The 20,696-nt window shown below is 24.0% G+C and carries 18 protein-coding genes; 7 read left to right on the top strand and 11 right to left on the bottom strand.

Features of this window, described 5'->3' with window-relative positions; all coding sequences use genetic code 11:
* Positions 1–93: 93 nt before the first annotated feature.
* From cspE to phrB, 6 genes are all read right to left on the bottom strand, one after another.
* The gene (gene cspE / locus WIGMOR_RS03045; protein ID WP_011069981.1) at positions 94–303 is read right to left on the bottom strand and encodes a transcription antiterminator/RNA stability regulator CspE; all 210 of its coding nucleotides are present in this window, start codon (positions 301–303) and stop codon (positions 94–96) included.
* A gap of 275 nt (positions 304–578) precedes the next feature.
* Complete coding sequence (gene rlmB, locus WIGMOR_RS03040) at positions 579–1,331, bottom strand: 23S rRNA (guanosine(2251)-2'-O)-methyltransferase RlmB (RefSeq protein WP_014354358.1); 753 nt, start codon at positions 1,329–1,331, stop codon at positions 579–581.
* A 344-nt stretch (positions 1,332–1,675) separates the two neighbouring features.
* Entirely contained in the window at positions 1,676–2,956 is a 1,281-nt protein-coding gene (locus tag WIGMOR_RS03035; RefSeq protein WP_014354357.1) for an adenylosuccinate synthase, read from the bottom strand.
* Positions 2,957–3,256: 300 nt separating this feature from the next.
* On the bottom strand, positions 3,257–5,383 hold the full coding sequence (gene pta / locus WIGMOR_RS03030) for a phosphate acetyltransferase (protein ID WP_014354356.1): 2,127 nt from the start codon (positions 5,381–5,383) through the stop codon (positions 3,257–3,259).
* A gap of 35 nt (positions 5,384–5,418) precedes the next feature.
* Entirely contained in the window at positions 5,419–6,627 is a 1,209-nt protein-coding gene (locus WIGMOR_RS03025) for an acetate kinase (RefSeq protein WP_014354355.1), read from the bottom strand.
* Positions 6,628–6,768: 141 nt separating this feature from the next.
* Positions 6,769–8,202: a deoxyribodipyrimidine photo-lyase gene (phrB, locus tag WIGMOR_RS03020; RefSeq protein WP_014354354.1), complete on the bottom strand. Its 1,434-nt coding sequence runs from the start codon at positions 8,200–8,202 to the stop codon at positions 6,769–6,771.
* Between the two features lie 415 nt (positions 8,203–8,617).
* Here phrB and miaA point away from each other — a divergent pair, with 415 nt between their 5' ends.
* The 4 genes from miaA (at position 8,618) to hflC (ending at position 12,598) form a co-directional block, all read left to right on the top strand.
* Entirely contained in the window at positions 8,618–9,565 is a 948-nt protein-coding gene (gene miaA / locus WIGMOR_RS03015) for a tRNA (adenosine(37)-N6)-dimethylallyltransferase MiaA (RefSeq protein ID WP_014354353.1), read from the top strand.
* 84 nt (positions 9,566–9,649) lie between these two features.
* The gene (hfq, locus tag WIGMOR_RS03010; RefSeq protein ID WP_014354352.1) at positions 9,650–9,940 is read left to right on the top strand and encodes an RNA chaperone Hfq; all 291 of its coding nucleotides are present in this window, start codon (positions 9,650–9,652) and stop codon (positions 9,938–9,940) included.
* A gap of 435 nt (positions 9,941–10,375) precedes the next feature.
* Positions 10,376–11,599 carry an FtsH protease activity modulator HflK gene (gene hflK / locus WIGMOR_RS03005; RefSeq protein WP_184486937.1) on the top strand — a complete coding sequence of 408 codons (1,224 nt, stop codon included), beginning with the start codon at positions 10,376–10,378 and terminating at the stop codon, positions 11,597–11,599.
* 21 nt (positions 11,600–11,620) lie between these two features.
* Complete coding sequence (hflC, locus tag WIGMOR_RS03000) at positions 11,621–12,598, top strand: protease modulator HflC (RefSeq protein ID WP_014354350.1); 978 nt, start codon at positions 11,621–11,623, stop codon at positions 12,596–12,598.
* Between the two features lie 9 nt (positions 12,599–12,607).
* Here the strand turns inward: hflC and WIGMOR_RS02995 are convergent, their stop codons facing one another.
* The 5 genes from WIGMOR_RS02995 to coaE form a co-directional block, all read right to left on the bottom strand.
* Positions 12,608–13,288 (bottom strand): amino acid ABC transporter permease, encoded by a 681-nt coding sequence (locus tag WIGMOR_RS02995; RefSeq protein WP_014354349.1) that lies wholly within the window; start codon positions 13,286–13,288, stop codon positions 12,608–12,610.
* 20 nt (positions 13,289–13,308) lie between these two features.
* The gene (locus tag WIGMOR_RS02990; RefSeq protein ID WP_014354348.1) at positions 13,309–14,037 is read right to left on the bottom strand and encodes an amino acid ABC transporter permease; all 729 of its coding nucleotides are present in this window, start codon (positions 14,035–14,037) and stop codon (positions 13,309–13,311) included.
* Between the two features lie 10 nt (positions 14,038–14,047).
* Positions 14,048–14,827: an amino acid ABC transporter ATP-binding protein gene (locus WIGMOR_RS02985; RefSeq protein ID WP_014354347.1), complete on the bottom strand. Its 780-nt coding sequence runs from the start codon at positions 14,825–14,827 to the stop codon at positions 14,048–14,050.
* A gap of 30 nt (positions 14,828–14,857) precedes the next feature.
* Positions 14,858–15,652 carry a transporter substrate-binding domain-containing protein gene (locus tag WIGMOR_RS02980; RefSeq protein WP_014354346.1) on the bottom strand — a complete coding sequence of 265 codons (795 nt, stop codon included), beginning with the start codon at positions 15,650–15,652 and terminating at the stop codon, positions 14,858–14,860.
* Between the two features lie 379 nt (positions 15,653–16,031).
* Positions 16,032–16,619, bottom strand: coding sequence for a dephospho-CoA kinase (gene coaE, locus WIGMOR_RS02975; protein WP_014354345.1), 588 nt, complete (start codon positions 16,617–16,619; stop codon positions 16,032–16,034).
* Positions 16,620–17,146: 527 nt separating this feature from the next.
* Between coaE and lepA the strand changes: the two genes are divergently transcribed.
* The 3 genes from lepA to rnc all read left to right on the top strand — a co-directional run bounded on the left by lepA (position 17,147) and on the right by rnc (position 20,693).
* Positions 17,147–18,937, top strand: coding sequence for a translation elongation factor 4 (gene lepA / locus WIGMOR_RS02970; protein WP_014354344.1), 1,791 nt, complete (start codon positions 17,147–17,149; stop codon positions 18,935–18,937).
* 33 nt (positions 18,938–18,970) lie between these two features.
* Entirely contained in the window at positions 18,971–19,936 is a 966-nt protein-coding gene (gene lepB, locus WIGMOR_RS02965; protein ID WP_014354343.1) for a signal peptidase I, read from the top strand.
* 76 nt (positions 19,937–20,012) lie between these two features.
* Complete coding sequence (gene rnc / locus WIGMOR_RS02960; RefSeq protein ID WP_014354342.1) at positions 20,013–20,693, top strand: ribonuclease III; 681 nt, start codon at positions 20,013–20,015, stop codon at positions 20,691–20,693.
* The last annotated feature ends 3 nt before the right edge of the window (positions 20,694–20,696 follow it).

The following is a 20,696-nucleotide window of genomic DNA, read 5'->3' as shown; positions in this document are numbered from 1 at the left end:
ATCAAAGATGCAGTTTTTCTTAATTCAAATTATTTTAAATAATATATAATGATTAAAATTTTCACTGCATCTGATTTTTATTTCAAGTTTAATTTAAATCGTAGTCACATGAGCAGCCGATGGTCCTTTGGCTCCATTAGTGATTTCAAATTCTACACGTTGCCCTTCTGCAAGAGTCTTAAAGCCATTGCTTTGAATTGCAGAAAAATGTACAAATACGTCTTTACTTCCATCTTCTGGAGTAATAAATCCAAATCCTTTTGATTCATTAAACCATTTCACATTACCTTTAATTTTAGACATGCAACTTACCTTTAATAAAATTATAGAAATAAAACTTATATTGTTTGCTAGTAAAAATTAAATTATTTTTCTAGCATGTAAATCATAGCATAAATTTTTAATAATCGTTAAAAGATAACTCTCTAATAACTTTTATTTTTAATAAAAATTTTTGAACATAATGAGTTTTTAATACAATTAAAAATAATATATTTATCTTAAATAAAAGTATTATCAATTTTTAATTTAACTCTTATTAATATTATTATTTTTTTTTAAAAAATCAAATAAATAATTTAGTTGTGAGATGATTTATTATAATATTTTTGTCGAATAATCTCAAATAAACAAATTCCAGTAGCTACTGAAATGTTTAAAGGAAATTTTTTATTAACTACAGGAATTTTTATTATTTGATCACAATTTTTCTGAACTAGATTACTAATTCCTTTATTCTCTGCTCCCATCACTAATGCGATAGATTGATTTAAATTTTCTAAATATAAATTATTTGCGCTTACATGTGATGTTCCGATAACTTTCACATGATATTTTTTCAATAATTTGATTGTATATATTAAATTTGTTACCTGTATTATTGGTATAAGATCTGTAGACCCACTAGAAGTTTTTTTTACTGTAGAATTAATTTTTACAGAACGATTTTTTTTTATAATCACTCCGCTAATTCCTGCTAAATAAGCTGATCTTATACATGCTCCTAAATTTCTTGGATCATTGATATTATCAAAAATTAAAAATAAATATGATTTTTCTTTTTTAAGAATTTCTAACAAGTTTTTTTCTTTTAACACTTGAGATGATTTTATATAAGCTATTAAACCTTGATGCTTGTTATGTTTAACAGTTTTTGTCAACCATTTTTTTAAAACAAATTTTATTGCAATATTATTTTTCTTTGCTTGAGAAATTAATTTTTTAAACTTTAAATCTTGTCTGGTATGTGAAAAAAAAATACATATTATCTTATTTGGATGATTATCTAATAATTCTTCTATTACGTGGATACCATATACTATTTCGCTCATATTTTTATATTTAAATTTTTATCAAAACATAGATTAATATTTTATATACGATATATAAGATTATCTATTTAGTATATAAATTTATTTAAAATTATGCATTTGTATTTTTTTCTTGCATGATATTAATTTTTTTAAAAATGAATTTAATAAAATAATTAACAATTATTAAGTAATAAATTTATTTCTTTTAATACACATTTAATTTTTTAAGTGATTAAAATATTGTATTTAATATTAAATTTCAACTAATATAAACATATTGAGTTCAAAAATTAACAATTCAAATTTTTTAAATAAAAAAATTCCGTTTAAATTAATTTTTATAATCATTCAAAAATTTAATTTTATAATACAATTATGTCGTTTCTTTCTGATCCAGTAGAAATCATTTTTATCGGAATTTTAATTAAATCTTCTATTCTTTTTATATAATTTTGAGCAAGCACAGGAAGATTATCAAATTTTTTTATTCCATGTGTTTTGCTATTCCATCCTGGCATAGATTCATATATAGGTTTCGCATAACTCCAATATTCTGAATAATTAATATTATTAAATTGAAAATTTTTTGGAAATTTATATGCAATACAAATTTTTAGTTCTTGTAAATTATCAAGTACATCGATTTTTGTTAAACAAAATTCTGAAAAAGAATTTAACTGTATAGAGCGTTTTACTGCTACAACATCAAACCAACCAATTCTCCGATTTCTCCCTGTAGTAGAACCAAATTCTTTTCCTTTTGTTAACAAAATATTACTGATTTCATTAAATATTTCTGTAGGAAAAGGTCCTTTGCCTACTCGAGTAGAATATGCTTTTAATATTCCTAATATAGAATCAATCTTAAAAGGAGAAAATCCGGTACTAGAAATAATTCCTCCTATAGTTGTATTCGAAGAAGTAACATATGGATACGTTCCATAATCGATATCAAGTAATGCACCCTGAGCCCCTTCAAACATAATAGATTCATGATTTTTTGTAGCAATTTTTAAAAAATTCGGAATATCTATAATCATAGATTTTAAAATTTTAGAATATTGTATCAATCTTTCAAAATTTTCTTCATAACTAATAGAATTAACTCGGTAATAATTTACTAATTGAAAATTGTAATAATCCATAATAATTTTTAATTTATATTTTAATTTTTTTTCATTAAACAAATCATTAATACGTAAAGCGCGCCTTGCAATTTTATCTTCATAGGCAGGTCCAATGCCACACTTTGTAGTACCAATATGTATTGTATTTTTATTATTTTTTTCTCTCGCTATATCTATAGCAATATGGCATGGTAGAACTAACGGACATAAAGCTGAAATAAAAATTCTATTTTTCAAATCAACTTGATTATTTTCTAACATACGTATTTCTGATACTAAAGCATCTAAAGATACTACTACACCGCTCGAAATAATGTTAATTGTTTTTTTATTTAAAATGCTTGAAGGTATAAGATGCAAAACAATTTTTTTATTTTTAATTACTATTGTATGTCCTGCATTATTTCCTCCTTGACATCGAATTACGTATCGTATTTTTTGAGATAAAAAATCAATAATTTTTCCTTTACCTTCATCTCCCCATTGAGCACCTAAAATAACAATATTTTTTTTCATAATTTTATTAAATCTCAAATAATAAACTATTAGAAATTTTCTTAAAATAAAATTATTACATTATCATTTAATCTTTTATAAAAAAATTTTAAGTATTTTTAAAAATTAAAATTATATGATTTATTTTATTTTAAATTTAAATAGGTTTTAAAAAAATTAAAGTATTAAATAAAAAAATAAATATTTAAAAATATTAGATAGATAATTTTAAAAATTAAATCTAAATAATATTTAATACATTATGTGATTCTTACTATATACTTGTATGTATTTATTTTCAATAAATCCATAATAATTATACTATTTCATAGACTGAATTGCAGTCACAGCGATTACATATATAATATCTTCGACGCTTGCACCTCTAGATAGATCATTTACTGGTTTTCGAATACCTTGTAATATTGGACCTATACAAGAAATATTAGCTGATCTTTGTACAGCTTTATATGTTGTATTTCCGGTATTTAAATCTGGAAAAATTAATACTGTTGCATTACCAGAGATACAAGAGTGTGGAGATTTAGATTGCGATATTTTTTGCACCATAGCTGCATCATATTGCAATGGCCCATCAATAATAAATTCTGGATATTTCGATTTAACTATACAAGTAGCTTGTCTGACTTTTTCTACACTTATACCGGTTCCTGAATACCCAGTAGAATACGAAATCATAGCAATTTTTGGATCAATGCCAAATTGTATTGCAGAATTAGCAGATTGTATTGCAATTTCAGCAAGTTGGTAAGCATTTGGATCTACATTAATTGCGCAATCCCCGTATATTACAGTTTTTTCTGGTAGTAACATAAAAAAAATTGAAGAAATTAGTGAATTTTTTTGTGTAGTTTTAATAAATTGAAAAGCTGGCCTCAATGTATCTGCAGTAGTACTAATTGCTCCGGCAACTAATCCATCAACGACTCCTGCATCTAACATTAGCGTAGCTAATATAATATTGTTTTTTAGTTGTTTTATTGCAATTTTTTCGGATATTTCTTTTTTTTTTCTTAAATTCATTATACGAGGAATATATTTTTTTTGTATATCTAAAGGATTAACAATATGAATATTTTTTTCTAACACAATTCCATTTTGGTATGCTATTTGTTGAATATTTTTAGGATCTCCTAATAATGTGCAGCGAGCAATATTTTTTTTAGCACATATATTCGCTGCTTTTAATATTCTGAGATCACAAGCTTCTGGAAGAATAATATTTTTTAGTTCTTTACGTGCTAATTGTAATATATTGTATTGAAAGATTTGTGGAGAATCAATTTTTTGTATATATGAGGATGTATTTAAAGAAGAAATCCAAGTATTATCAAAAAATTTTGCAATGTATGCATTTGTTTCAAAAATATCTTGATTACTTTTTAAGTATTTCAATTTTAGATATTTTAATTTTTTCAGAATACTTAAGTAGTCTGTTTCTAATGAAAGTAAAATAATTTTTTTATTATCGGCTATATTACAAATATTTTGGATTTTTTTATAATTATTTTCTGAACCAACTAATAAAATTGCTTGAAATTTTTCTAAAATGCTATAAAAATTTTTATTGATTTGGTTTGTTAATATAATTAATAAAGATTCTTTATAATATTTTGCATATAAAAATCTTTCAGAATTCTGAAAAATTGCAATGAATTTTATAATCAGATCTTTTCTATAATTGTTAATAATTTTCGCGTTAAAATATTTTTTTAAATTATATAAGCGTATAAAATCTAAATTAGAGTCCCATGGAATTTTAGCAATTATTGGAATAGAATTGTTATCTTTTAATTTTTCTAAATTTTTATCAATTTTTTTTGTATATTTATATTTATTAACTTCTAATAATCTTATCCAATCTAAATCTTTTTTTATATTAGAATTTTTTAAAAAATTAATTTGATTTAATATTACTCCTTTAATTCTTTTATTTTTTGTTCCACCATATGGCAAACTAATAAACTCAATATACTCTACAAAAGAATCAAAATAATTTTTATTAAATTTTGATATTAAAATAATATCAGCATTTAACATTTTAGCGATTTCACAATTTAATTGCATAAAATCAAAATATTTATTATGAATAGAAATTCCGGGTATTAAAGTAATTGCGCTATTTTTTTGTTGTTGATAGAAAGTTTCAATGATGTTTTCCATTAAAATATGTTTTTGATTAGAACATAATAGTTGAATTATATTTTTAAGAGAATATTGTGATCGCATTGAAGTATACGATATATTATAAATGCTAGATGAATATTTAATAATATCAAATTTATTTTCATCCTCATAAATATAATCAATAGGACGAAAAACAGTGTAAAGAATACTTGCTTGACTTATAGCATGCATAATTCCAGAAAATACATGAGACAGTCCGATATTTTTTTCTGTAGGAATAAGCATTATTGTACGAGACATATATATTTCTCCAGCACATAAATTATATTTTTTAATTATAATTTTCCAGTGATTCGAAAAGTTTCTTGCGCGATCACCAGCTCTTCATTCGTTGGAATTACTAATACAGGTCGACTATTTTTTTTCGTAATAATTCCTGATTTACCTAAACGTATTGTTAAATTTTTTTCTATATCGATAAAAAATCCTAAAAATTGTAACTTTTTAATTGATAATTCTCGCATATTACATGCATTTTCTCCAATTCCTCCGGTAAAAACAATACCGTCTAATTTATTATTCATTAATGTACTGTATGCACCAATATATTTGGTTAGACGATGACAGTATATTTTCATAGTTCTTTCAGCAATAGGATCACAAAAAAAATTTTTTTCAACATAACGAAAATCGCTACTTGTTTGTGTTAAACCTAATAATCCAGATTTTTCAGACAAAATTTTACGAATATTTTTGATTGGAATATTAAATTTTTCATTTAAATAAAAAATTATAGCTGGATCTATATCTCCACATCTTGTACCCATAACTAAACCTTCTAATGGTGTTAAACCCATAGAAGTATCAACACATTTTCCGTGCAAAATAGCAGCAACAGATCCTCCGTTTCCTAAATGACATGTAATAAAGTTAGATTTTTCAATAGGAATTTCTAAAATTTCTGCAGCTTTATGACTTACGTAATAATGACTAATTCCATGAGCACCATATCTACGAATATCATAATTTTTATAAAAAGAATATGGAATAGCATAAAGATATGATTCTTCGGGCATAGTTTGATGAAATGCTGTATCAAAAACAGCTACATTCTTTTTTATAAGATTTGGAAATATTTTAAAAGATTCTTGTATTCCTATTAAATGTGCTGGATTATGTAATGGAGCGAAAGGAATAGCATTTCTTATATTTTCTAAAATTTTTTCATTTATAATTACAGATTTTGTGCATTTTTTGCCGCCATGCACGATACGATGTCCTATGCCGCATATTTGTTGCAATATTGTTTTTTTTTGCGGTAAAATTACATTTACAATAAAATTTAATGCGTAATTGTGATTAGAATATTTTTTTAAGCTTTTTTTATGTGCAACATGATCAGTATTCCATTGAATTGAAGCTTCCGGTAAGTTTAAACATTCGGCAATACCAGAAATGTATTTAGTTTCTGTATTTGGGTGGATAATAGAAAATTTTATAGAAGAACTGCCATAATTTAATACTAGTATTAGTTCTTTTGACATAAAATACCTTTTTAAAATTCTAATATCTATTGTATAAATAATAAATACTATTTTAAATAGTATTACATTCCACATTATTAGTATATGATTTAATTTAAGTTTTTAAAACATATTAATTTTTACATTTATGTGAATATAAACTTATTTTAAATTATTTTTAGCATATAAATATGCTGTTCGAAATTTTATATACGAAGTTTTATATTGTACTATTGGAGCGGGATAATGAATTTTAATATTATTTTCTACTGCCCAGTTATGTGGAAAATGAATACAATGATCTGGAACTGCAGATAATTCTGGAATCCAAAATCGTATAAAGTTCCCATAATGATCAAATTTTTTTCCTTGCAGAATAGGATTAAATATTCGAAAGTAAGGCGCTGAATCTGTTCCTGTTGATGCAGACCATTGCCAACCACCGTTGTTTGAAGATAAATTGCCGTCAATTAAATGCGAAATAAAATACTTTTCTCCAATCCTCCAATCTACGAACAAATTTTTAACTAAAAAACTTGCGGAGATCATACGTAATCGATTGTGCAACCAGCCAGTTTGTTTTAGTTGATGCATGGATGCATCAATAATTGGATATCCTGTAGATCCATTTTTCCATGCTTTTATATATTTAGGATTATTTTCCCAACATATTTTATTTGTCCATTTTAAAAATGGCTCAGACATAGATAAAAAAGGGTACGCTATCATTAAATGTTGGTAAAATTCTCTCCATATTAATTCGCTATACCATTTAAATAAACCTGGATTTTTTTCGTTAGTAAAATTTTTGCTATTTTTTTTAATTAAATATAAGCATCTGCTTGCTGATAATGCTCCTACGGTTAGATAAGGAGATAATTGGCTTGTAGAATTTATAGAAAAAAAATCTCTATTTATATGATAATTATTTAATTTTGTATCTACGAATTTTTTCAATTTTTTTAACGCATAATTTTCTCCAGGTAAAAAATAATTATATTTTTTATTGTTGAAAATTTCACATCTATCAAATTCTAATAAATTATTTTTTATAGTACTATATTTGCGTATTTTAGGTGGTGGTAAAATATATAGTATATTTTTAGAAAAAATTTTAGTGCATCGTTTTAAAAAAGGTCTGTACACTCGATAATTTTTTATTTTTTGTGTCATGATTTGTTTTGGAGAAATAAGTAAATTTCCATTAAAAGTAATACATTCAGTAATATTGTGTAATTTTAATTTTACTAAATTGTCTCGTTTTTTCTCATTATATTCGTATTGACGATTAAAATATAATTTACTTATTTTATTTCTATGACAAAAATTAAATATCCAATCTGCAGATTCTATAAAATCTTTACATGTATGTATAATTAATTCAATTTGTATTTCGAGTAAGTTTTTTTTCAATTCTAATAAGTTTTTATATATAAAATTAATTTGACAATTTGCAACAAAATGTTTTTCCCACTGTTTAGGCGTAGCAACAAAAACACCGGATACTAGTGCTTCGGGATTTGTACATGCGTAGTGCAAAGCTGGATTATCATGTATTCTAAGATCATTTCGAAACCATACTAAATATTTATTCATAAAAAAATTTAAGTATTATATTAATAAAAAGTATTATATGTATTTAAATATAAAACATTAGCATAGTTTGTTTTAAAATTTTTGAATTAATCATTTGAAATTGTTTCATAAATAAGTAAATTTTAATATTTTTGTTAAACTAAATATTTTTTATATTTTAAAATATTATTAATATAATATTGCAATTAAATATATTCATGTAAATTTCTTTTTTTTAAGATTTGATACAAAAATAAAAATATTTTTCATTGTTTAAAAAAATGTATATTTAAATACAAAAAATTAAAATATTTATTATTCAGTTAAAAAATTATATTTAATGCTTTAAATATAAATGATATTGAAAAAAACTAATAAAATATATTAAAATATATTTTAATTCAATTATATAACATTTTATGTTGATATTTAACTTATGCATGTGACTTTAAAGCTTAAAAAATATCCTCAAGCTATTTTTCTTATGGGTCCAACAGCTTCAGGTAAAAGTGAAATAGCAGAAAAGCTCAAAAAAAAATTGCCAATTGAAATTATTAGCGTAGATTCAGCATGTATTTATCGAGATATGAATATCGGTACTGCAAAACCTTCTTTAAGTGAGATGGGATATGCTCCATATCATTTAATTGATATTTGTGATCCATCAGAAAGATATTCAATCAAAGATTTTAAAAATGATGCATTAAAAATAATGCATAAAATCATTTCAAATGGTCGTATACCACTTTTAGTAGGTGGAAGTATGTTATATTTTTACAGTTTATTTTATGGATTATCGCCGTTACCTCCATATACGCCAAAAATTCGCAATAACTTAAAAAATAAAGTTAAAAAATTTGGTTGGGATTATATATATAGAAAACTAAATAATGTTGATCCAAAATCTTCATATCGTATTCATCCCAACGATCATCAAAGATTAATACGTGCTTTAGAAATATATATTGCTTCTGGGTTTACACCTACTGAATTGTTTAATTTTCCAAAAAAAAAGTTTCGATATGATGTATGTCAATTTTTTATATTACCTAAAAAAAATATTTTACATCAAAATATTGAAAATCGTTTTTATAATATGCTCAAAAATGGTTTTCAACAAGAAGTATATAATCTTAAACTTAGAAAAAATCTAAATAAAAATTTACCTTCAATGAACTGTGTTGGTTATCGACAAATGTGGGATTATTTATCTGGAGAAATAAATTATGAAAATATGGTTTATCTCACGCTGAAAGCGACGAAAAATCTTGCCAAAAAACAAATTACATGGTTAAGTAAATGGAAAAAATCATGCTATATTATTAATACTTATACTAGTGCTTTTGCTGCGGAAAAAATATATGATCTTTTTAAGAAAAAATAATTTTTCAAATCATACTTGATTTTAAAAATTTTTTCATAGAAATGTATTAGATATATTTTTATAATATTTTATTGGGAAATAAACATGTCTAAAGGACAATCTTTACAAGATCCTTTTTTAAATACTTTACGACGCGAACGTATTCCGGTTTCTATTTATTTAGTAAACGGTATTAAACTTCAAGGTCATATTGAATCGTTTGATCAATTTGTAATTTTATTAAAAAATAGTATTAGCCAAATGATATATAAACATGCTATCTCTACAGTTGTACCAAACAATGTAAAAAAGCAAGAAACTACTTCTGATTTATGTCGCAATATAAATTACGTATGTACATCGAAATCTTCAAGTAAAGATTTTATTAATAAATAAAAAAATTTTTATTTATTAGTATGTAGTTATTTTAATGAATTAATTTTTTTAAAAAAATTATTAATATATATTTATATATATTTTACTTATTTATTTTTTTGGGTATTAACGAGTTGTTCTATTAGAAAATTTTGTTTAAAAATTTATACAACTATAATATGATATAAATTTCATGATTTTATTTAATTATTTATTTTTTTATAAAAAATGAATTAAAACTTTTCAAAATTTATTAATTTAGAAAAATTAAAAATAAAAAAATTTTTTTATATATTCACGATAGTATTCATGAAAATAAACATATATTTTTTATTCTTAATTACATTGATTTAAGTTGCGCATAATATTTAAATATTAATATTATTTAATATAAAAATTTTTTTAAACCATAAAAATCTTAAAAAATTTCTATATGAGTAAAACATGGAACATAATATGACATATAAAAATAATATCAGTCAATACAATGATCCTTGGAAAAAAGATCAGAAATATTCTGATTGCAAAGATAAAAAAGTTAATGAATATGATGCATTACCTCCAGATCTTGATGATATTTTTCGAAAATTAAGCAAAAAGTTTAACAAATTTAAAAAGAAAAATATTACAAACAAAACAAAAAAAAATCCAAAATTTTATATTGGATTTGTATTAATATTTATTTTGATTACATGGATAAGTAGTGGATTTTATACTATTAAAGAAGCAGAAAGAGGAGTAATTCTTAGATTGGGAAAATTCCATCATATCGTGCAACCAGGTTTAAACTGGAAACCAAGTTTTATTGATACAATATATCCAGTAAATGTAGAGTCCGTTAGAGAATTAGCTGCATCTGGAATTATGTTAACTTCCGATGAAAATGTAGTTAGAGTAGAAATGAATGTGCAATATAAAGTAATTCATCCTAAAAATTATTTGTTTAGTGTAACTAATGCAGATAATAGCTTACGTCAAGCTACCGATAGTGCACTGCGTGGAGTTATCGGAAAATATACTATGGATCGTATCCTGACGGAAGGACGCACACTAGTACGTAGTGATACACAAAAAATACTAGAAGAAACTATCCAACCATATAACATGGGAATTGAACTATTAGATGTAAACTTTCAAACAGCTAGACCTCCCGAAGAAGTAAAAGCAGCTTTTGACGATGCAATTGCTGCACGTGAAAATGAGCAACAATATATTAGAGAAGCAGAAGCTTATGCAAACGAAGTGCAGCCGCAAGCAAATGGAAAAGCGCAACGTATTTTAGAAGAAGGAAGAGCGTATAAAGCTCGCACTATCCTAGAAGCACAAGGAGAAGTACAAAGATTTACAAAAGTTCTACCAGAATATAAAATAGCTCCTAAAATAACAAGAGAAAGGTTATATATTGATACTATGGAACGTATTTTAAGTAAAAATAAAAAACTTTTTATTTATAATTCGCAAACTAATAATCATAATTTACTTTTATTTCCATTAGATCAGTTGCTTAAATCTTCTGAATTTAAAAATTCCACACAAAATTTAAATTCTGATAATTTTTATCAAAATCGAAATGAAACGAATAATAAAAACGACCAAGAAAATCTTGAAACGTCTCAGAACTACAAAAAAAACTTAAATACAAAAAGAAATAACATCAGAAATGAATTAATTTTACGATAAAATAAAAAATGAGTATATATAATGAAAAAATATCTCGTAACTATTGCTTTTTTATTAATTTCTTTATTTTTATATTCTGCACTTTTTATCGTGCAAGAAGGTCAAAGAGGACTAGTATTAAGATTTGGAAAAGTATTACGCGGAGTAGATAATACTCCAATAATATATGCTCCTGGAATGCATATAAAAATGCCACTAATAGAAACAGTGAAACATCTTGATGCAAAAATACAAACTATGGAGAATCAAGCAGATCGATTTGTTACTATGGAAAAAAAAGATTTGATCGTAGATTCTTATATTAAATGGAAAATAATAGATTTTAGTAGATATTATTTAGCGACAGGAGGTGGAGATGTAGCACAAGGAGAAGTACTATTAAAAAGAAAATTTTCCGATAGATTACGTTCAGAACTTGGTCGTTTAGATGTAAAAGGAATTGTTACAGATTCTAGAAACAAGCTAATGAGCGACGTACGTTTTTCATTAAATAATGGTACATCCGGAATAGAAGAAGAAGATAATACATATAATAAAAAGATAGATACTATTTCAGTAGAACAAACACAAGAAATTGGCATACACCCTAATAGTATGGCCGCATTAGGCATCGAAGTAGTAGACGTAAGGATAAAACAAATTAATTTACCATCTGAAGTTTCTGATGCTATTTACCAAAGAATGCGTGCTGAAAGGGAAGCCGTAGCAAGACGACACAGATCACAAGGAAAAGAAGAAGCAGAAAAATTGCGTGCTACTGCGGATTATAAAGTCACTCGAACTTTAGCAGAAGCTAAACGACAATCTTTAATTATTAAAGGAGAAGCGGATGCTGAAACAGCAAAATTATACGCACTTTCATTTAATGCAGATCCGGAATTTTATGTTTTCATAAGAAGTTTACGTGCATATGAAAATAGTTTCAATAATACACAAGATTTAATTTTAATTGATTCTAAAAGCAACTTTTTACGTTTTATGCATAATACAAATAATTAAAAATTTTATCTAATAAATTTTAGGCAAAAAATATTTGACAATAATTTCAAAAGATTTACATAGCATATAATATAAAAAAGCAACAAATAAAAAAATTTCTAAAGAATATACCTGGAAAACATTGTTTAATTGACTTCCTACTGTAGTAAGTTCTGGTACATTTAAAATAAATGCTAAAGAAGTATCTTTAACTAAATTTATTATTAAATTATTCCAAGAAGGAAAAGAATTTTTAATAGCTTGAGGAAGTAAAATTTTGCAGAAAATTTGTAAATTACTTAATCCCTCTGCCAGTCCAGCTTCGTGTTGACCTTTAGGTAAAGCATAAATTCCAGATAAAATAATATGCATAACAGCTGATGAATTAAACCAAATTAAAGAAAAAATTATCGTAATTTCTCTTGAAATGTAATTTGAAAAAAAAAATGGAAAAATAAAATACATCCAAAAAATAATAAATATTAAAGGTATTCCTCTAATAATTTCAGAAATAAAAAATAATATTTTTTTAAAAATTTTTGGAATGCACCATGATAGCATTGCCAAAAGTATTCCTAGTAAAATGGAAAAAATTCCTGCAATTACAGTAATAAAAAATGTCAGAAATAAACCTCCGGGTTCGCCAAAAAAAGTATTTCCAAAAATAAAATATGAAATATTTTCTAAAATTACTGACCATTGGAAATGCATAATTTTTCACCTTAAAAATTTTACGATTTTTTTTGAAAAAAATAAGATAAGCTTGTACTTAATAATAATCCTAAAATTAAATATAAAAATGTTCCGATGGCAAACGCTTCAATTGAATGTGCATTAAAACTTTCTATTTGATGAATATGATATGTTAATTCTCCAAAACCAATAGCAGAAGTTAAAGAAGATAGTTTTATTAAATTTAAATATTGACTAATTATCGGTTGCCAAGCATTTTTTATGCCTTGAGGCAATAATATTTTGTAATATATACACCACATACTTAAACCTTGTGAAAGAGCGGCTTCTTTTTGACCTTTAGATAATCTATTTAATCCCGATTGTAATTCTTCTATTAAATAAACAGAAATAAATAAAGATAAAGACCATACTGAACAAATAAATTCCGAAGTAAACAAATAAATATCATATTCAAATATTTTAATATTTGAATAATTAGATATAGTTTCAATCCAATAATTAGGTAGTGCATTCCAAGCAGCAAAATACCAAAAAAATAATTGTATTAAAAATGGAGTTTTTCTAATAATTGATGTCAATAAATCAATGAGAATTGTAATTAAATGATGAGAAGTTTTTTTAAAAAAAAATAAGATTATAGTCAAAACTGTCGCAAAAATAGAACTAATTACAGTAATTAATACGGTATTAATTAGTCCAGTTATTATCCAATTAATAGATTCTCCCTGAAAAATAGTAACCCAATCGAATTGTAAACGTTCCATATACTTATCTTTAAGTGTGTTTTAATGGAAATAATATTTTTTTTAAAAATTTTTTAGCACGCGGATGTTTAGGGTTAGAAAAAAAATTTTTAGGATCAGATTTTTCTAAAATTTCTCCGGATGACAAAAATACTATTTGATCTGCTATTTTTTGTGCAAATTGAATTTCGTGTGTTACTACTATCATAGTAATTTTATAATAAATCAAATTTTTTATTACTATCATGACTTCGCTAATCATTTCTGGATCTAATGCAGATGTGGGTTCATCGAATATAATAATTTGAACATTGGAAGCTAAAACTCTTGCAATAGCAACCCTTTGTTGTTGACCTCCCGAAAGCTCATGAGGATAAGATTTAATTTTATCTAGCAGTCCTACTTCTTTCAGTTTTTCAATGGCATGCTGGTGCGCTTTTTCTTTTTCCCAATTTTGAATTTTAATTAAAGATAAAGCTACATTATTTAAAACATTAAGATTTTCATATAAATTAAATTTTTGAAAAACAAATCCTATTTTCATACGCAATTTTCTTAAAGCATTACCTTGTAAATTAGATATCGGTTTTCCATAAATAAAAATTTCTCCATTATCAAATTCTTCTAATCGATTAATTAATCGTACTAAAGTAGATTTTCCAGATCCAGAAGGACCACAGATTACAATAACTTTTCCAGATAAAATATTTAAATTAATATTATTCAAAATTTGTACTTTATTAATTTTTTTATATACTTGGAAAAATTTAACTGCTACTTTTGTAGTATCTTGTATTTTTTTTTCTTCCATAAATAGCCTAAATATAATTTAAAATTATTTTTATTGTTTATATTTATTCAAATTGAACCATTTATTATAAATATTATTCTTTATTCCAGAATTTTCTAATTTCATCAAATTTTTATTAATTTCGTTTAATAATCTTTCTTCCCCTTTTTTAACACCTATTCCTATAGTTTCTTCGCTAATAGAATTTGATAATATTTTATATTGATTTCGGTCGGGAGCTCCAAAAATTAATCCTTCTAAAATAGTGCTGTCTTGAGTAATAGCTTTAACATTTTTATTTCTTAAAGCAGAAAAAGCCATTGGTATATCGTTATAAGCAATGATTTTTGCTTCTGGAAAACGATGACTTAATGTTTGCTGACCAGTAGTGCCTTTTACCACACCAATACGTTCCTTCGCGTAATCCTGCAAATTATCTGAAGAACTTATATGTGTTAAAATTTTTTGTTTTGTAGAAAAATATGGGATAGAAAAATTAATTACTTTTTTTCTTTCTGGAGTAATGGTGATATCCGCAATTATTAAATCAACTTTTCCTGATTGCAATAGTGGTATTCGATTAGATGGATTAGTAGAAATTAATTGCAATTGAACTTTTAGCATTTTAGCTAATTCTTGAGCAATATCTGCATCATATCCTATAATTTGATGTGATTTAAAATCAATTTTTCCAAATGGAGGGTTAGAATCAAATATTGCTACTTTTAAAATTCCTGATTTTTTAATATCATTTAATTTGTCAGCAAATACTATTTTTAGTGGTATTAATAAAATAATTAATAACGTAATTTGACGAGATAAATTTAAAAAGAACTTAGTAAACATTATTTTATACCTAATAAATTTTTATTCAAACTGGTTAATATTGTGTTATTAAAACTACTTATAAAATTTTTATAAAAAATTTTTTCATTTTTAAAAAATAAATAAAAATATATTTTATAATATTTATCCGAAATAAACTTATTTCAAAATATTTTATGAAATTGCATGTTGCACTAAAAATTAAAATATTTATTTTTACGAAATTTTTAACAGCTTAAATATAATAAAAATTAAGAGTTTTAATGTAATACGTTATTATAAATATAACAAAGTTTTATTTTAAAATTTTTTTTATCATAAAAATAAATATATTATGTTAAAAAAAACAAATCGATTTAAGGTTGATTTTTTAACATTATTAATTTTTTAATAGATTCACTTAAATAATATTTGTGTAAAAAAAAACCTTTTTTTTTACTGTATCTAAATTATAGTTATTAATAACATCATGAGCATATTGTAATCTGTTTTCTTGAGAAATTTGAAAATTAAAAATTTTAAATATTTTTTCTTTTTCTAATTTGTCTCTTAGCGATGCTCTTTTTAATTGTAAATCTGGATCAACGTTAATTAATAACACTCGATCTACAAAAAATTGAAGATTATTTTCGATTAGTAAAGGACTGACCCATATGATATATGGAAATTTTGTATATTTTTTGATTATATTTTTTATTTTTCGAATCACTATCGGATGTATTAATTGATTTATCCACAATAAATTATGACTAGATTCAAAAATATATTCTCTTAAAACAAAATTTTTATTTTTTAATTTTGTATTCATTCCTACTTTACTTTTTATTTTTTTATAAATGTCTTTTTTGAAAAAAATAATATTTTTTGCAACTAAATCTGATTCTATTATGGGTATATTAAATTTTTTAAACATTTTTGATATTGTACTTTTCCCGCTTCCAATTCCTCCGGTGAGTCCAACGATATAAGGATTATTAATATATTTCATATAATTAAAATATTGATTGCAAATATATATGATAAATGAAAATAAAATTTCAAAATGTTTTAAATAGATAATACTTATTATTTAATAAGAAGTAAATTTTTATTTTCAATTTAAAATTTAATTATATTTTTTAAAGTATTAATAAATTTTATTTTTATTAAAATTTTAATTATAAAAATTCAATTTAAATAAATAATGAAAATAGGTATGTATAAAATATATTATTTAATACTTTATGTTATTATTTTAATATATTTATTTTGTAATATAAAAAATTAATAAATTGAACTATATTTACTTTATACAAATAAAGTATATGATATATTCAATATATAAACTTTATTGATTTTAGATTTTTTTATATTTAAAATTTTCTATTAAATTATATTTTTAATGATTAAATTTAAGCATAATATATACAGATAAAAATATCATTATCGTGTATATAAAAATAATGTAAAACTGTTAAATATAAAAATTTTTAATTAATACTAAGTTAATACTAACTCAAATTAAATTTATTTTTTATGAAAAATATAAGAAACTTTGCCATTATTGCGCATATTAATCATGGTAAATCTACTTTATCTGATCGATTTATTCAAATTTGTAATAATTTGTCTTCTCATGAAATAAAAAATCAAATGCTAGATACTATGGAGTTAGAGCAGGAAAGAGGTATTACAATTAAAGCACAAAGTGTTAGACTAGATTATACAGCAAAAAATAAGAATCAATACCAGTTTAATTTAATTGATACTCCAGGACATACTGATTTTTCATATGAAGTTTCTCGATCTTTATCAGCTTGCGAAGGTGCATTGTTAATTATTGATGCATCTCAAGGAATAGAAGCGCAAACTATTGCGAATTTTCATATTGCATCAAAAATGCAAATTAAAATTATACCGATTTTAAATAAAATAGATTTGCCTCATGTTCGTCCTGAAAAAATTACTAAAGAAATTGAAAGTATTATTGGTATTAAATCAAATAATATTTTGCAGTGTTCTGCAAAAACTGGTTTAGGTGTGCCTTACATTTTAGAATATATTACAAATAATTTAAATCCACCATGTGGAAATCCCGATTCTGAATTGCAAGCATTAATTATAGATTCTTGGTTCGATAACTACCTTGGAGTAATTATATTAGTTAGAATTAAAAATGGTTATTTAAAACAAGGTGTAAAAATAAAAATTATGAGCACCCAAGAAATTTATTCTGTTGTTCATATGGGAATATTTACTCCAGAAAAAACTAATATCAAATCTCTCAAATGTGGAGAGATAGGCTGGATTGCTTGTTCTATTAAAAAAATACATGGAGCACTTGTAGGTGATACAATTACTCTTGCTTCACGTGCATCTCAAAAAATGTTACCTGGCTTTAAAAAAATTTCTCCTAAAATATTTGCAAGCATATTTCCAATTGTTTCAGAAAAATATACATCTTTAAAAGATAGCTTAAAGAAACTCAATTACAATGATTCTTCTTTTTTTTATGAACCTGAAAATTCTTATGCATTAGGTATGGGATTTAAGTGTGGATTTCTTGGATTATTGCATTTAGAAATTATTCAAGAACGTTTGGAAAGAGAATATAAGATCAACGTAATTGTAACTTCTCCTACAGTGATGTATGAGGTATTAACAAAAGATAGAATTATTATGCACATTCAATCACCATCTCAAATACCTGAAAAAAAATACATATTAGAATTAAGAGAACCGATTGCTTTATGTTATATTTTGTTTCCATCAGAATATTTAGGCAAAATAATTACTTTATGTAATGAAAAAAGAGGAACACAAATCAATTTGTTATATTATGATATGAATGTTATGTTAGTTTACGAATTACCTATGGCAGAAATTATATTAAATTTTTTTGATCGATTACAATCTATTTCTAAAGGTTATGCATCTTTAAATTACAAATTTAAATTTTTCAAAAAAACTAGCTCTGTCATAATAAAAACACTTGTGAATAAAACAGTTTTAGATGCTCTTACATGCATAGTACATAAAAATTATATACATATTTATAGCCAAAAAATTATAGCAAAATTAAAGAAATTAATTCCTCGTCAACAATTTGATATTGTAATTCAAACGTCAATAAATAATCAAATTATTGCAAAAGGGACAGTAAAACAATTAAGAAAAAACGTTTTATCAAAATGTTACGGTGGAGATGTAAGTAGAAAAAAGAAATTACTTAAAAAACAAAAGATAGGAAAAAAAAGAATGAAACAAATAGGAAACTTTTGCTTACCTCAAGAGGTTTTTTTTTCTATTTTAGATGTTAAAAAATAATATATGGATACATGGATAATTTGAGGAGAAAATTTGATTAATTTATTTTCTTTACTATTAATTAGTATTACGTTAATTACAGGAATTTTATGGGTTTTTATAAAATTTTTAAAAAACAAAATATACAAAATACAACTTAATTCTGATGCTAAATACAATAAATTAATTCAATTTACAAAAAATAAATATTTTACTTGGATTCATTCAATTGCATCAATGTTTCCAGGATTATTGTTAGTAATTATAGTAAGATTTTTTTTATTTGAACCATTTCAAATTCCTTCTGGTTCGATGATGCCAAATTTATTAATTGGAGATTTCATTTTAGTTAACAAATTTATATATGGCATCAAAGAACCAATTACACAAAATACTATGATATCCGTTAATTCTCCATGCAGAGGCGATGTTATTGTATTTAAATATCCTTTAAACAATAAATTAGATTATATCAAAAGAGTCGTTGGAATTCCTGGAGATAAAATCTCATATAATCCAATAAATAAAGAAATTACTATTCAGCCGCAAGTAATTTCAAAACATACAATTTCTTCATCACGTTCTTTATCAACTACTTATAGTTATTCTGTACCAAGCATTTTCGTGCAAACTTTATTATTTCAAAAAAAAAATCAAATTAATAATGAATTTATAGAATTAGATTTTAACAAACCTGTTTCTATGGGCATTCGTATGTTATTAAAAAAAGAAAAAATTGAAAATCATAGTCATGATATTTTAACGTTACCAATATATCAAGATCAATTAAATAACTACTATGCACAATCTAACCAAAGCTTAGGTAATTGGGTGGTACCTAATGGTAATTACTTTGTCATGGGAGATAACCGTGATAATAGTTCAGATAGTAGATATTGGGGTTTTGTACCTGAAAAAAACGTCGTAGGAAAAGCTTTTTTAATCTGGATGAGTTTAGAAAAAAAAGAAAATCAATGGCCTACTGGAATACGCATACATCGTATTGGAAAGATACAATAACGATTTATAAATTATATTTTAAATATTTTTAATTAAACAAAAAACAATTTTAATTAATTAAAATTTACTTATTTATATGAAGATAGATACTGCAAGAACATTACAAAAAAAAATAGGATATATTTTTAAAAAAAATACACTTTTGCAGCAAGCTTTAACACATCGTAGTTTTAGTAATAAACATAATGAAAGATTAGAATTTTTAGGTGATTCTATCTTAAATTATATTATTTCAGATGTATTATATCGTAATTTTTTAAATATTGCAGAAGGTGATTTAAGTCAAATGCGTGCCTCTTTAGTAAGAGGTTATACATTAGTAGAAATTGCAAATGAATTTTGCTTAGGCAACTATTTACTTTTAGGTGTTGGAGAGATTAAAACAGGAGGTCGAAAACGTGAATCTATTTTATCTAACACAATAGAAGCATTAATAGGAGGAATTTTTTTAGATAGTAATATACAAACAACTTATAAAACAGTTATTCATTGGTATCAAACAAGATTGAATATTATTCAACCAGGAAATATACAAAAAGATCCTAAAACAAGATTACAAGAATATTTGCAAAGTAATCGATATCCATTACCAAATTATTCTTTAAAAGAAATCCAAGGAGAATCGCACAATCAAGAATTTATTATATATTGCTTAATTCATGGATTAAATACACAGACGATTGGACGCGGTACTACGCGTAGAAAAGCAGAACAATCTGCAGCTAAAAAAGCTTTAATATTATTAAATATAGTTTAAATT

This window comes from Wigglesworthia glossinidia endosymbiont of Glossina morsitans morsitans (Yale colony), from assembly GCF_000247565.1.
Lineage (GTDB): Bacteria > Pseudomonadota > Gammaproteobacteria > Enterobacterales > Enterobacteriaceae > Wigglesworthia > Wigglesworthia glossinidia_B.
This window is presented reverse-complemented; position numbering and strand designations above follow the sequence as displayed.

Excerpts from the sequence above, each read along its gene's own strand:
- WIGMOR_RS02980 (WP_014354346.1), bottom strand. The coding sequence starts at position 15,652 with ATGTTTACTAAGTTCTTTTTAAATTTATCTCGTCAAATTACGTTATTA.
- rlmB (WP_014354358.1), bottom strand. The coding sequence starts at position 1,331 with ATGAGCGAAATAGTATATGGTATCCACGTAATAGAAGAATTATTAGAT.
- lepA (WP_014354344.1), top strand. The coding sequence starts at position 17,147 with ATGAAAAATATAAGAAACTTTGCCATTATTGCGCATATTAATCATGGT.
- cspE (WP_011069981.1), bottom strand. The coding sequence starts at position 303 with ATGTCTAAAATTAAAGGTAATGTGAAATGGTTTAATGAATCAAAAGGA.
- WIGMOR_RS03025 (WP_014354355.1), bottom strand. The coding sequence starts at position 6,627 with ATGTCAAAAGAACTAATACTAGTATTAAATTATGGCAGTTCTTCTATA.
- phrB (WP_014354354.1), bottom strand. The coding sequence starts at position 8,202 with ATGAATAAATATTTAGTATGGTTTCGAAATGATCTTAGAATACATGAT.
- rnc (WP_014354342.1), top strand. The coding sequence starts at position 20,013 with ATGAAGATAGATACTGCAAGAACATTACAAAAAAAAATAGGATATATT.
- miaA (WP_014354353.1), top strand. The coding sequence starts at position 8,618 with ATGCATGTGACTTTAAAGCTTAAAAAATATCCTCAAGCTATTTTTCTT.
- pta (WP_014354356.1), bottom strand. The coding sequence starts at position 5,383 with ATGTCTCGTACAATAATGCTTATTCCTACAGAAAAAAATATCGGACTG.
- WIGMOR_RS02990 (WP_014354348.1), bottom strand. The coding sequence starts at position 14,037 with ATGGAACGTTTACAATTCGATTGGGTTACTATTTTTCAGGGAGAATCT.
- WIGMOR_RS02985 (WP_014354347.1), bottom strand. The coding sequence starts at position 14,827 with ATGGAAGAAAAAAAAATACAAGATACTACAAAAGTAGCAGTTAAATTT.
- hflC (WP_014354350.1), top strand. The coding sequence starts at position 11,621 with ATGAAAAAATATCTCGTAACTATTGCTTTTTTATTAATTTCTTTATTT.
- coaE (WP_014354345.1), bottom strand. The coding sequence starts at position 16,619 with ATGAAATATATTAATAATCCTTATATCGTTGGACTCACCGGAGGAATT.
- hfq (WP_014354352.1), top strand. The coding sequence starts at position 9,650 with ATGTCTAAAGGACAATCTTTACAAGATCCTTTTTTAAATACTTTACGA.
- WIGMOR_RS03035 (WP_014354357.1), bottom strand. The coding sequence starts at position 2,956 with ATGAAAAAAAATATTGTTATTTTAGGTGCTCAATGGGGAGATGAAGGT.
- WIGMOR_RS02995 (WP_014354349.1), bottom strand. The coding sequence starts at position 13,288 with ATGCATTTCCAATGGTCAGTAATTTTAGAAAATATTTCATATTTTATT.
- hflK (WP_184486937.1), top strand. The coding sequence starts at position 10,376 with ATGACATATAAAAATAATATCAGTCAATACAATGATCCTTGGAAAAAA.